The 13,007-nt window shown below is 42.4% G+C and carries 11 protein-coding genes and 1 pseudogene; 3 read left to right on the forward strand and 9 right to left on the reverse strand.

Features of this window, described 5'->3' with window-relative positions; genetic code table 11:
• Positions 1–34: 34 nt before the first annotated feature.
• From DW650_RS17750 to DW650_RS17760, 3 genes and pseudogenes are all read right to left on the reverse strand, one after another.
• Positions 35–565 (reverse strand): annotated as a pseudogene (locus DW650_RS17750) (transposase); the annotation flags it as partial.
• Positions 566–1,308: 743 nt separating this feature from the next.
• Entirely contained in the window at positions 1,309–3,135 is a 1,827-nt protein-coding gene (gene rlmD / locus DW650_RS17755; RefSeq protein WP_118210704.1) for a 23S rRNA (uracil(1939)-C(5))-methyltransferase RlmD, read from the reverse strand.
• Positions 3,136–3,304: 169 nt separating this feature from the next.
• Complete coding sequence (locus tag DW650_RS17760; protein ID WP_118210705.1) at positions 3,305–3,640, reverse strand: winged helix-turn-helix transcriptional regulator; 336 nt, start codon at positions 3,638–3,640, stop codon at positions 3,305–3,307.
• Positions 3,641–3,926: 286 nt separating this feature from the next.
• On the opposite strand from DW650_RS17760, the gene DW650_RS17765 reads away from it, so the two are divergent.
• The gene (locus DW650_RS17765) at positions 3,927–4,439 is read left to right on the forward strand and encodes a nitroreductase family protein (protein ID WP_199654317.1); all 513 of its coding nucleotides are present in this window, start codon (positions 3,927–3,929) and stop codon (positions 4,437–4,439) included.
• Positions 4,440–4,740: 301 nt separating this feature from the next.
• Here DW650_RS17765 and DW650_RS17770 read toward each other — a convergent pair whose 3' ends face one another.
• On the reverse strand, positions 4,741–5,952 hold the full coding sequence (locus tag DW650_RS17770; protein WP_118210724.1) for a class I SAM-dependent rRNA methyltransferase: 1,212 nt from the start codon (positions 5,950–5,952) through the stop codon (positions 4,741–4,743).
• Positions 5,953–6,316: 364 nt separating this feature from the next.
• Here DW650_RS17770 and DW650_RS17775 point away from each other — a divergent pair, with 364 nt between their 5' ends.
• Both DW650_RS17775 and DW650_RS17780 read left to right on the forward strand, forming a co-directional pair.
• Positions 6,317–7,387, forward strand: coding sequence for a glycosyltransferase family 2 protein (locus tag DW650_RS17775; RefSeq protein ID WP_243103014.1), 1,071 nt, complete (start codon positions 6,317–6,319; stop codon positions 7,385–7,387).
• Positions 7,388–7,565: 178 nt separating this feature from the next.
• The gene (locus tag DW650_RS17780) at positions 7,566–8,906 is read left to right on the forward strand and encodes a butyryl-CoA:acetate CoA-transferase (RefSeq protein ID WP_117920654.1); all 1,341 of its coding nucleotides are present in this window, start codon (positions 7,566–7,568) and stop codon (positions 8,904–8,906) included.
• A gap of 133 nt (positions 8,907–9,039) precedes the next feature.
• On the opposite strand, the gene DW650_RS17785 is transcribed toward DW650_RS17780, so the two are convergent.
• The 5 genes from DW650_RS17785 to sdaAA form a co-directional block, all read right to left on the reverse strand.
• A complete protein-coding gene (locus tag DW650_RS17785) occupies positions 9,040–9,747 on the reverse strand; it encodes a hypothetical protein (RefSeq protein ID WP_118210707.1) in 708 nt (235 codons plus the stop codon).
• Between the two features lie 78 nt (positions 9,748–9,825).
• Positions 9,826–10,500, reverse strand: coding sequence for a membrane-spanning protein (locus tag DW650_RS17790; RefSeq protein ID WP_118210708.1), 675 nt, complete (start codon positions 10,498–10,500; stop codon positions 9,826–9,828).
• A gap of 66 nt (positions 10,501–10,566) precedes the next feature.
• Positions 10,567–11,442 (reverse strand): ABC transporter ATP-binding protein, encoded by an 876-nt coding sequence (locus DW650_RS17795; protein WP_118210709.1) that lies wholly within the window; start codon positions 11,440–11,442, stop codon positions 10,567–10,569.
• 55 nt (positions 11,443–11,497) lie between these two features.
• Positions 11,498–11,860, reverse strand: coding sequence for a GntR family transcriptional regulator (locus DW650_RS17800; protein WP_117920658.1), 363 nt, complete (start codon positions 11,858–11,860; stop codon positions 11,498–11,500).
• 231 nt (positions 11,861–12,091) lie between these two features.
• Complete coding sequence (gene sdaAA, locus DW650_RS17805) at positions 12,092–12,967, reverse strand: L-serine ammonia-lyase, iron-sulfur-dependent, subunit alpha (RefSeq protein WP_118210710.1); 876 nt, start codon at positions 12,965–12,967, stop codon at positions 12,092–12,094.
• Positions 12,968–13,007 lie beyond the last annotated feature (40 nt).

Consider the following 13,007-nt stretch of genomic DNA (forward strand, 5'->3'; position numbering starts at 1 on the left):
AAAAGGCAAGGTACAGATGATTACGTACTTACAATACTACAGCATACACTTCTTCCAAAGGGCGTTCCTGCCATTCTTTTACAATCGGCAGAATTTTGTCTGTGATCCGGCTGATTGTGCTGTCAGAAATATCAATATCGTATAATTCACGCATGTGGGATTCAATGTCTCCAGTTGTCATTCCCTTGGCATACATGGAAAGTATTTTTTCTTCCATGTCCTGAGTTACGGTATTCTGATATTTTTTAATCAGCTGTGGTTCATAATCACCATTACGATCCCTTGGGATTGCCACATCCATATCTCCATAACTGGTGTGCATGGTTTTGCTGGAATGTCCATTTCTACTATTGTCTGTTTCTTTGTTTCGATAGTCATACTTGGAATATCCTAATTCTTCATCCAGTTCTTCATCCAAAGCACCTTCCAAAATGACAGACATCATGTCACGCATGATGCTGTTTACATCGGTGCCATCTTTGATGCTGATATCATTATTTTTCAGATAGTCACGCATCATTTCTCTCATTGCTGCTTTTTGTGGGCTGTCTTTTCTTCTTGCCATAAAAATAACCTCCAAACTGAGTAATTTTATCTTACATCAGTTTGGAGGTTTACACAAACTTTGGGATACTCTCGTATTTATATTTTTACAGCTTAGAAAAGTGGAAACAAACGGGGTTTTATATTCTTCATTATTGAGAAAACTGAAAAGAAAAGTGGGATTTTATATTTCATTTTCTATAAAAAACACCAACTTTCTTCCAAAAAATAACTAAGGTGTAGAAAAGTTGCTATTATAATGGAATTTATATTTTTATTTTCCACTTTTGACCCCTTTACCTTCCACTTTTCTTGTTTTTAGGTGACACTTTTTGATTATTTAGCAACTTTTTTCACCTGAAACTACAAAACTTGCACCTATAATCTTTAAAATCCTTATAATATCCATATTTATTTGCTAAATTAGCACTTTTTCTTCCACTTTTACTATAAAGTGTAAAAATCCAGAATACACGATAACCTTTCACAATAACTATAAAACTTACACTTTAGCATCAGGAACATCAAAAATTGATTTTTAAAGCGAAAAGAAGTTGGGATTTTACAAAGTAACATTCATAAATATTTTGCTGTATAGCTTTTTTTCTTTAAAAATAATAACAATATCAGTATTTTTTATAGAAAACCGAAAAGAAAAGGGGTATAAACCGAAAATGAAAATTTCATTTTTCGCTTATACACTAACTTTCTTCCAAAAATTAAAAAGAACCCCCGAAGGAGTTCTTTTTTTCTGTATAGCCTTTTTTATTCAATCATCTGGAAGTATCTAAGAGCTTCTATAATTGCTTCACGTTTTTCAGGTGTTACCTGTGGCACTCTTGCCTTTCCTTCACCTGTATTATAATTTTCTCTTTCTATAATTCCAAATTCACGTTTCACTTGTGCTATATATAAATTTGTTACATGCAGGTCATATTTATTTTGCACATATTCCTGTATTTCTTTATATGTTGCCTTGCTTTCTGCACTTGTTATGTCTAATTCCGACATATCCAATCTTACCTTAATTTCGGCATCTGGAGTTTTTCGGGACAATAAAATTACAGTTTCCACATGTTTTGTCCAAGGAAAAAGGTCCACCGGCTGACACTCCTTTGCCTGATACCCATGTTTTGTCAGATACTTTAAATCCCTTGCAAGTGTCTCCGGATTACAGGAAATATACACCACGCGTTTCGGTGCAAGACGGACAACCGAAGATAAAAATGCCTCATCACTGCCTGCTCTTGGCGGATCCATGAATACGACATCCACATTGCCATCCGGCGTTGCTCTTTTTCCTGATTTTCCAGAAGCCGGTGTCGGATTTTTTTTCTGATCGTCACGGTATTCTGCCATTTCTACCATAAACTGTCCTGCATCGGCATTGTAGAACTGGGCATTTTTGATATCATTGCGTTTTGCATTGGTCACGGCATCTTTCACTGCATCACGGTTTAATTCTACACTGATGACTTCTTTGGCTTTTGACGCTGCGATAAGACCAATCGTTCCAATACCGCAGTAAGCATCCACGATCCGCTCTTTTCCTGTCAGTCCGGCATATTCGATTGCTTTGGTATAAAGTATCTCTGTCTGCACCGGATTGACCTGATAAAAAGATTTCGGGGAAATACGGAATGTACATCCACAAAGTGTGTCCTCAATGTAGCCTTTACCATAGATTACCGTCTCTTTTTCTCCTAAAACCATGCTTGTTTTTTTGTCATTGACATTAAGGACAACGGTTGTGATCTCCGGATGGAGCTTGCGCAATGCTTTGACAAAATTATTTTTTGACGGCAGGATTGGCGAACCGAGTACTAATACCACCATGACTTCCCCACTATGAAAACCACGGCGAACCAATACATGACGAAGCAGACCATATCCGGTATCCTCATCATATGTTTTGATCTTAAAAGAACGTAAAAGTCCTCTGATATCACGGATGATCGCGTCCGCTGTTTCATCTTCAATGCGGCAGGAATCAATGTTTACCACATCATGCGTTCCTGCTTTGTATACACCGGAGATAACTGTCCCACCTTTTGCTATGTCAAATACCGCATGCACTTTGTTGCGGTAATGATACGGATTTTCCATTCCGATGATCGGCAGTACTCTGCAAAATCCACCGACATTTTTTCTGACATATTCCTGTTTTTCTTTGAGCTGTTTTTCATAGGAAAGTCCCTGATAATCGCAACCACCGCATTTTTTTGCATACTGGCACATGTCTGCGTTCTGCTTCTTCGTGATCATTTTTTCCGACGTGTTTTTTCCTGATACTTTTTTCTCTTTTACCGATTTTCCATGATCCGTTTTTTCTTTAAATGCTTTAGTCACTGCATACTTCTTTTCCATTTTTCCGATGGTTCGCTTTTCTGCTTCCTGCTTCACTGTTTTATCAACCGCATATTTTTTCTTGCCCATTTTTCCGGCGGTTCGTTTTTCTGCCTCCTGCTTCATTGTTTTATCAACTGCATACTTTTTCTTGCCTGCAGCTTTATTTTTCGCTATGTCTTTATTTTTAACTTTACTTTTGTTCCTCATTGCACTTTTATTTTTCATTGCATTTTTATCTGCCATTTCAATCCTCCATTCTTTTCAATAAAAACAACACTTTCATTGACACCTCATGTTTACGCACAAGCACAAATCCTGCGCACAATCCTCAATCTCTCATCGTGCTCTGTTCCCCGCTCTGCACCAAGACACAGTATTCCTGCTTTTCACTTGTCCCTCAAACCTTTCCGCCTCACAACTCTTCCACACACTGACTCGGAATGTTCAGATAGGACTCTCCCCAGTTACACATGGCATTTAGGATCGGTGACAGGCTCTCTCCAAACTCCGTCAGGTTGTACTCTGTTTTGGGCGGGACAACCGGATAGACGGTTCTTTTGATAAGTCCGTCTTTTTCCAGTTCCCGAAGTTGCTGTGCGAGCATTTTATCGGTGGCTTTCGGTATCTTTTTATGAAGTTCACTGTAGCGGAGCGTTTTTCCCATCAGATGAAACAAAATGACCGACTTGTATTTGCCGCCGATCAGGGAGATCGTCGCCTCCACCGGACAGTTAAATTCCTTGTTCATAGATCTGTTTCTCCTTACTTACTTTTTCGGAAGTATATATCAAAAAAGTGCATACTTGCTTATATTCTGCATTTCCATATAATTATAGACATGAACGTTCAGAAACACAAGATAGAATCCGAAATAAACAGGATTATCCCAGCGAAACCGCATGAAATTCAATTATGTGCAAAAATCAGCTCAAGCATGGAGGATTAGCGTGAAAAATAAGATTTTTCACACACAAGATCCGTGCTTACACACAAACTCAAGATGCGCAAAAAACAGCTCAAGAATGGAGATTATCATGGAATTATTAGAGATTACAAAAAAGAGACATTCTGTACGAAAGTACACAGGAAAAGAAATTGAACAGGAAAAACTGGATAAAATCTTAGAGGCTGCCCACGTAGCACCGACCGCCGCGAACATGCAGCCGGTACGCCTTATAGTCGTAAAAAGCAAAGAAGGACTGGAAAAAGTCGGAAAAGCAGCAAATATTTATCAGGCACCGGCTGCCATTGTCGTCTGTGCCAATAAGACAAAAGCCTGGAAGCGTCCGTTTGACGGCAAGATCACAACCGACATCGATGCCTCGATCCTGACCGACCATATGATGCTTGAGGCAACCGAGCTTGGTCTTGGCAGTGTCTGGATTTGCTACTTTAACCCGGACATATTAAAAGAAGAACTGAACCTTCCGGAAAACTTAGAACCGGTCAATATCTTAGCACTCGGATACAGTGATGAACCGGATGCATCCGCAGAGCGTCATAAAGATATGCGCATTGGCATGGATGAGCTGGTTTCCTACCTTTAAAACAAATAGCATGCACCACAAACAAACCTGTGATTTTAAGTAATCACAAAATTGCCAGGATCATGCATCATCATCCGAATGTCAGATTTTAATCTGACTTCCGGGGTGGTACATTGCCCTGGCAATTTCTTTATCACTTTTCTATTCAGGTGCTTACCACTTTTCTTACCACTTTGAATCACGGTTTTGTGATATTTTGCGATACTTTACGAGGTTTTCTCTGTAAACGTCAAATATCTTCCATCCCTTATCAATCAAGCATTTCCACCACTTCCCAGTCCTTACTTTTCATGACGAACGCCTAGCGTTCGTCAACCACCTGAAAGATAAAAAACTTCAGATAATAACTCTCCGGCACATTTGCGGAATTTGCCCAGAGAATCGGATGATCCGGCGCCTGCGTCCTAAACTCCACCTGGCGGAGTCTCTTATGGGCTGCCTTTGCTGCCTCTTTCACGGTCTTTGCCAAAAGCTCCTGCGTCATAAAGTGGGAACAGGAACAGGTGGCAAGATAACCGCCATCTTTTACCAGTTTTAAACCTTTCATGTTGATTTCACGATAACCTTTGATCGCATTTTTCGTTGCCTGGCGTGACTTGGTAAATGCCGGCGGATCTAAGATGACAACATCATACTGTTCACCGTCCTGTGCTAATTTCGGCAATTCATCAAGAACGTTTGCGCAGCGGAAATGAACGGTATCCTGTAAGCCGTTTCTGCGTGCATTTTCATTCGCCTGCCCCACTGCATACTCGGAAATATCAAGCCCTGTGACATCCGATGCTCCTGCAAGTCCTGCATTTAAGGCAAATGTGCCCATATGGGTAAAGCAGTCTAACACCTTTTTCCCTTTACATATGCGCTGCATGGCAAGTCGGTTGTATTTCTGATCTAAGAAAAATCCGGTTTTCTGTCCGTTTACGACATCAACCAGATAACGGACACCGTTTTCCGTAATCTCAACGTTAGTGTCAAATTCCTCGCCGATAAATCCTTTTACCTTTGGAAGTCCCTCTTTGGTGCGCTCATTGGCATCGCTTCTCTCATAAACGCCACGCACTTTGATGCCGTCTTTTCCAAGTTCTTCCTTTAATAAGGAAACGATCGTCTCCTTAAACTGCTCCATGCCAAGTGCTAAGCACTCTACCACAAGTACGTCCTCATATTTATCAATGACAAGTCCCGGCAGGAAATCTGCTTCCCCGAAGATTACACGGCAGGATGATGTATCGACCGTTGTTTTGCGGTACTCCCATGCATTTTTCACGCGCATCTGTAAAAAAGCGCGGTCGATCTCCTGATCCACATGTCTTGTCAGCATACGGATGCGGATTTTTGAATTGGTATTGATAAATCCTTTGCCCATCGGATAGCCGTCAAAATCATGCACAACTACGGTCTCTCCGTTTTCAAAACTTCCCATGACCGTATCGATCTCGTTATCAAAAATCCATGCACCGCCTGCCTTGATCGTTCTTCCTTCACCCTTTTTTAATGTCACAACTGCACTCATTTTCCATCCACCTTTCTCACGCTTCTTCTTTTCCATAATTTACAATATAAATCCCCACGCAGACCAGCACCAATGCCACCAGGCACAGCAAAGCAGTGCACCGATCCACACCACAATGGTTTTCTGCATCCATTGTTCATTTGTTTTCCTCATTTCCTGATTTTTGCATTTACCCATTGTAGCACATTCCATGCTGCCTATAAAATATTTTTTAAACAAAAACTGTTTCTTGTAACTGCCTGCCATGTCCGATATAATAAATACTATAAAAAAGCAGACTATATTTTTTCATACGACATATACAGCACTACATATATCTGTTGTGAATCATTATAAAAAACATACACAAACAGGGGGACTTTCCATGGCTACGATAAGTTTATGCATGATCGTAAAAAATGAAGAAGCGGTTCTTGCCCGCTGCCTCGATTCAATTGCAGATCTTATGGATGAGATCATCATCGTAGATACCGGTTCTACGGATCACACAAAGGAGATCGCTGCAAAATACACCAGTCAGATCTATGATTTTAAATGGACAAGCGATTTTTCCGCGGCGAGAAATTTTTCTTTTTCCAAGGCAAACATGGATTACATTTATACCGCCGATGCAGACGAGGTTTTAGATGAATTTAACCATGAGCGTTTTCTGCGTCTCAAAAATGCACTGCTGCCGGAAATCGAGATCGTTCAGATGAAATATGTGACGGACGCTGATTTTGACACCGTTTTAAATGCAAAAAAAGAATACCGTCCGAAGCTGTTCAAACGTCTGCGCACCTTTACCTGGGTCGATCCGGTGCACGAGACAGTCCGCCTGACTCCTGTAATCTTCGACAGCGACGTTGAGATTTTACATAAACCGCAGAATTTTCACAGCAAACGTGACTTTTCCATCTTTATCAAAAACTTCCAGAGCGGCCACGAACTCTCTCCGAAGATCCGCACGATGTATGCCAAAGAGCTGTTAAAGACCGGTGACACAAAAGACTTTCAGGATGCAAAACCGATTTTCCAGTATATCTTAGAACATGACCTCTCCGATGATGGCATGAAAGAAGCCTCCTGCGTACTCGCGCATGTGTACCGCTTAGAGGACAACAAAAATGAATTTTTCAAGCTGACGATGAAGGATATGCTGACCACTCCATGTTCCGAGATCTGCTATGAACTTGGCACCTATTTTCTCGCACAAAAGGACTTAAATGAGGCTGTCATCTGGTTCTACAATGCTGCCTATGAAACGGAAAGCATCTTAGATGTCCACACCAGCGGCGATCTCCCTCTGTACGGATTGGTCGAATGTTATGAGCTGCTTCTTGCCGAGGCAAAATCGAATATTCCTTCCGATACCATGCTGGTTTCAAGCTATGAGGAAGCGTTGGATAAATACCGCCGTGAGTCGCAGAGCTGGACGATGCCGGTGGAGAATTAATTGAGTTACTGTTCACTCGCAAGCTTGACACTTGTTGTCAAGCTGTGCGTCAAAGACTATATCATGCCAGATTAATTAACTTGTCAAACCCTCCATAAAGTGTTAGGATAAGACTATGGTAATTTTTTAACAATCTTTTTATATCATGATTTTTTACAATTATGAGGAGGTATTTGTGATGGATTATTCACAGGAATACAAACAGAAACTTGTATCTGCCGATGAGGCGGTAAAATTGATCAAATCCGGGGACTGGGTTGACTTCGGATGGTGTACAAACACCGTAGATGCCCTTGATCAGGCATTGGCAAAACGTACCGATGAGTTGACAAACGTAAACCTGCGCGGTGGTATCCTTTTAAAACCGTTAGCTACTTTCGCACGTGAGGATGCCGGTGAGCACTTTACATGGAACTCCTGGCATATGTCCGGTATCGAGCGTAAAATGATCAGCCGCGGATGCGCTTTCTATTCACCGATCCGTTACTCCGAACTGCCGCGTTACTACCGTGAGCTTGATTGCCCGGATGATGTAGCAATGTTTCAGGTAGCTCCGATGGATTCCCATGGATATTTCAATTTCGGACCAAGTGCCTCCCATCTCGGTGCAATGTGTGAGAGAGCAAAACACATCATCGTAGAGGTAAATGAAAATATGCCGCGCTGCCTTGGCGGAACAGAATGCGGAATTCACATTTCCGATGTAACATATATCGTAGAGGGTTCTAATCCTCCGATCGGCGAGCTTGGTGCCGGCGGTCCTGCAACAGATATCGACAAAACGGTTGCAAAACTGATCGTAGACGAGATTCCGAACGGTGCATGTTTGCAGCTTGGTATCGGCGGTATGCCAAACGCTGTCGGTTCCCTGATCGCGGAGTCCGACTTAAAAGATCTTGGTGTCCACACAGAGATGTATGTAGATGCATTCGTTGACATCGCAAAAGCCGGAAAGATCACCGGTGCAAAGAAAAATATTGACCGCTACCGTCAGACCTACGCTTTCGGTGCAGGTACCAGGAAAATGTACGATTACTTAGACGACAACCCAGAGTTAATGAGCGCTCCGGTTGACTACACCAACGATATCCGTTCCATCTCTGCACTCGATAACTTTATTTCCATCAACAACGCCGTTGATATCGACCTCTTCGGTCAGGTCAATGCAGAGTCAGCAGGTATCAAGCAGATCAGTGGTGCCGGCGGACAGTTAGACTTCGTATTAGGTGCTTACCTATCAAAAGGCGGCAAGAGCTTTATCTGCCTGTCCTCGACCTTTAAGACCAAAGACGGACAGGTACAGTCAAGAATCCGCCCGACATTGGCAAACGGTTCCATCGTAACTGATACCCGTGCTAACACACATTATGTTGTAACGGAATATGGTAAAGTAAATGTCAAAGGACTTTCCGCATGGCAGAAAGCAGAAGCCTTAATCTCCATCGCTCATCCGGATTTCCGTGACGAGCTGATCAAAGAGGCTGAGAAAATGCACATCTGGAGACGCAGCAACAAATAACCTGCACATCCATTTTACATCAAACAAAGGCAGAACCGCTTCATCCCCGGTTCTGCCTTTTTTATACATTCTATTCTGTCTTTCTCCGACCTTTTCTTAAGTCGTGATACTTTCTTTGTTTCGCCTTGTTATTTTACACCGTCACCCTCTGTTTTCTTAGAAGCTTCCATGCCAGTACTGCCATGATGGCTGCCACGACCACACCCAAAAGGAACAGATACTGCGCAATATTTCCGAATCCGATCTGCATACCAATCTGATGCATTTTTGCTACTATCATTTCATTTTCACTCAGTTTTACCGGTACAAGCATGATAAACATCCAGACTGCCCAGATACCCCAGAGTGCTTTCATTCCAAACCGCAGAATCACAGCTCCTGCAAACAATTCCACGATCGTCATTCCGATGATAACCGCCAGAAGGTATTTCCACTGAAAGTACTGTGTGAGATCCAGTATGACATCACACTGCGGATAGATCACTCCCATGATGGCAAATTCTATCTTTCCAAATACAAATAACAGCAGTTCCAGTCCTGCAAGTTCTGCCATGTTAAATAACGCATAACTTCCCACATAGGCTTTTCTCGTTGCACCCATTGACAACGCCATGTTAAATTCCCCGATAAAAGAAAATATGATACCAAATAAATGTACAAACCCCAGCATGATCGCAGCGATCAGCACTCCAAGCGTGACACACTCATTCTCTTCCATGGTATTTGCGCGGATGACCATCATAACAATGATCCCCAACACATAACCGCCCAGCGCAACAGCAAGAAACTCCAGCACTTCTGCCCTTCTTGTCTTGCATTGTATCAAAAAATTGTCAATCATTTTCTCACTCTACCCCTTTCATATTGTTGTAGCTTTCTATACAAACACCTTGATTTATCCATTTCCTGTATGACACTGTCACACACGCACTTCATACTTCGATACCACACGAAGCTGCAGGATAAGACTGATTACATAAAGTACAATTGCCACTGCTGCACCGGCAAAAAGTGCTCCCGAAATAACCCTGCCTGACAGATTTCCGATCCATGTGGTAAGCGTATCGATCAAACCGCTTCCCATAACAAAACCAGCACCTATAGAAACTATGACTGCAACTGTTATTAAGATTCCAAATACCATTCCTTTTTTTCCATAACGCATCTGCAGTACGGTACAGATCTGACCAAATGCCACACAGAGAACAAATCCTTCCGCGATCAGTATGTTTTTAAAACCATCCACTCTTCCTGCTGACAGATACCCTGTGAGAAGAACAAACAGATATGCAGTAACCGCGTAGACTCCATATAAAAGCTGTGCTCCCCACGCTGCTTCCTTTCTGCCGGAACCAAAGGAAAGCACCATCGGGATATATGTTCCTCCATAACTGATCGGTCCGATATAGTTAAACAGAATACCGATCAGAATGGCAAAATAATTTGCACTCGTCCAGAATCCCCCATCCGAACTGTCACCAAAGCTAAAAAATATACCATACACTACGACAAAACCAATGAGGATTGCTGTCATCTGAATACCATATTTGCCCCAGAAAAGAAAATTCCTTTTTATGATTTTAGATTGTTCCATTTTTCATTCCTCCCGCCATTTCCCGGCACATTGATTTCTAAATCACTACACCGGATAAAACGATTACTAATCCGTTAATCCACACAGTGATACAAATAACTTCTCCAGACTTACCGGCTGGATCGTCACATCATATCCCTCTGGCAGCGTCTGACCTTCTTTTAAAAGGATCGTTACGCTCTTGCTGCGTCCCGTCTTTTCCTCGTGATGTTTTTCATAACCTTCCGTTGCCTGATCTACCACCTCTGCAAGTCCGCTCACATGATAACTTCTCTCTAACAGATCCTGTGTATTTTCTTTCAGCAAAAGTCTGCCATCTTTTATCATGATGACCTCCTCCATCAGGTCTGACGCTTCCTCAATGATATGCGTGGAGATCACAAAAGTACGTCCTGTCTCCGTGTATTCTTCCATCAGTTTGTGATAAAAATACTCGCGCATGACAACATCCAGTCCTGCTACCGGCTCATCCAAAAAGGTAAAATCCGCTTTGCTCGCAAGTGCCACAATGATCGTTACCATAGAAAGCATACCTTTTGACATTTTGTTGATGCGCTGTTTGGTATTCAGCTCAAATTTTTCGATCAGCTCATCCGCCATTTTCTGATCCCAGTTTGGATAGTAATAAGATGCATTTTTTAAGTATTCTTTTACTTTTAATGCACTGACACCGCTTCCATACAGGTTGGTCGATAATTCTCTGGAAAAGCAGATGTGATCTAACGCTTTTCTGTTCTCCCAGACGGTCTCACCATTCCAGGTTACACTTCCCTCTGTCGCCGGATTCTGCGCCGATAAGATCGATAACAGTGTTGTTTTTCCTGCACCGTTTCTCCCGATCAGACCGTAGATTTTTCCTTTTTCCAGTGTAAAATCTATATTTTTTAAAATCTCCTTTTTCCCATAATTCTTGCTGATATGATTACAAACGATTGTTTCCATTCTGCTCCTCCTTTTTTTACATTTGTCCACACACCTGTGTGACCAGTAATATTCCTTACTCTGCGGACTGTATCAGCTTGATCACTTCCTCTTTATCCAGTCCGATGCTTGCCGCTTCCTCTAATAATTTTTTGACATAATGATCGTAAAATTCATTTCGTCTGCGTTTTAAAATGTTTTCTTTTGCTCCCTCTGCTACAAACATGCCGATTCCCCTTTTCTTATATAAGATTCCTTCATCCACCAATATATTTACACCTTTTGCCGCTGTCGCCGGGTTGATCGCATATAGCTTCGCCAGTTCGTTCGTACTCGGCACGCGCTCTTCCTCCAGAAGAATATTCCTTAAAATATCTGTCTCGATCATTTCTGCGATCTGCAGATAGATGGATTTCTCCTGCGTTAAGATTTCATTCATGCATGGCTGCTCCTTTCTCGCAAATTTTTATTTCGTGATAATAGAATATTCCTGTATGTCTTATTCTATTATATGGTTGGTTTGTTATGTGGTTCATCACTTATGTAACTAACCATAGCACTATGATGTGATGTTGTCAACTGTTTTATTCAAAAAAAGTAACCACATAACTACCAGCCTGTACAAACAGGTAATCATGTGGTTACTTTTCCCTGAAACTTTATTCCATTCTTACAGTCTGCCCCCGGACATCCGCTCACGGATCTCCACTCCGGTCGGTGTTCCGGCAAGTCCACCTTTTCCTGTCTCCCGGATATCTTCGGACATGCTTCTTCCAATGCTTCGCATCGCATCGATCACTTCATCCGGCGGAATTTTACTGAATATGCCGGCTCTCGTCAGATCGGCAGAAGTCAGCGCATTGACTGCTCCCATCACATTTCGTTTGACACACGGCACTTCCACTAATCCGGCAACCGGATCACAGGCAAGTCCCAGCAGATTTTTTAATGCCAGTGCTGCCGCATTTGCGATCTCTTTTGCACTGCCTCCTAATAAGTGCATGACACCGCCAGCCGCCATCGCAGATGCCGAACCTATCTCCGCCTGACAGCCGCCCGCTGCACCAGCTAAAAAAGCCCGCTCTGCGATCACGCCGCCGATGCCTGCTGCCACAAACAATGCCTCCACCATTTTCTCTTCGGAATATCCCTTTTCTTCCTGCAGACTCAGAAATACTGCTGGAACAACACCACATGAACCAGCCGTCGGCGCCGCCACGATACGCTTCATGCAGGCATTCGACTCACTGGTTTTTAATGCCTTTTCCATGACTTTCCCAATAAAATCGCCGCATAGTAAATTACCCGCAGCCCTTGCATCCATCATTTTTTTGCCCTCTGTGCCGACAAGCCCGCTCTCGGATTTTAATTTTTCATCATAACGCTCGTCCGCATTCTTCATTGCCTGATACATCGCGCGCATCTGCCCAAAAGACACATCCTCCGTGATTCCCTGTTCCCGGCAGTCATCCTCCTGCACGATCTTCCAAAATGGTTTCCCGGATGCTTCTTCTAATTCACATAATTCCTGTAATGATCCATACATAAAAATCTCCATTCCTGCGTGTGAAAAATGTTATTTTTCA

The organism is Roseburia sp. AM23-20, from assembly GCF_003470905.1.
Classification (GTDB): Bacteria; Bacillota; Clostridia; order Lachnospirales; family Lachnospiraceae; genus Roseburia; species Roseburia rectibacter.

Bases quoted from the DNA above. Each gene is read 5' to 3' on its own strand.
- DW650_RS17800 (WP_117920658.1), bottom strand. From the start codon at position 11,860: ATGAATGAAATCTTAACGCAGGAGAAATCCATCTATCTGCAGATCGCA.
- DW650_RS17760 (WP_118210705.1), bottom strand. From the start codon at position 3,640: ATGAACAAGGAATTTAACTGTCCGGTGGAGGCGACGATCTCCCTGATC.
- DW650_RS17765 (WP_199654317.1), top strand. From the start codon at position 3,927: ATGGAATTATTAGAGATTACAAAAAAGAGACATTCTGTACGAAAGTAC.
- rlmD (WP_118210704.1), bottom strand. From the start codon at position 3,135: ATGGCAGATAAAAATGCAATGAAAAATAAAAGTGCAATGAGGAACAAA.
- sdaAA (WP_118210710.1), bottom strand. From the start codon at position 12,967: ATGTATGGATCATTACAGGAATTATGTGAATTAGAAGAAGCATCCGGG.
- DW650_RS17775 (WP_243103014.1), top strand. From the start codon at position 6,317: ATGGCTACGATAAGTTTATGCATGATCGTAAAAAATGAAGAAGCGGTT.
- DW650_RS17780 (WP_117920654.1), top strand. From the start codon at position 7,566: ATGGATTATTCACAGGAATACAAACAGAAACTTGTATCTGCCGATGAG.
- DW650_RS17785 (WP_118210707.1), bottom strand. From the start codon at position 9,747: ATGATTGACAATTTTTTGATACAATGCAAGACAAGAAGGGCAGAAGTG.
- DW650_RS17770 (WP_118210724.1), bottom strand. From the start codon at position 5,952: ATGAGTGCAGTTGTGACATTAAAAAAGGGTGAAGGAAGAACGATCAAG.
- DW650_RS17795 (WP_118210709.1), bottom strand. From the start codon at position 11,442: ATGGAAACAATCGTTTGTAATCATATCAGCAAGAATTATGGGAAAAAG.
- DW650_RS17790 (WP_118210708.1), bottom strand. From the start codon at position 10,500: ATGGAACAATCTAAAATCATAAAAAGGAATTTTCTTTTCTGGGGCAAA.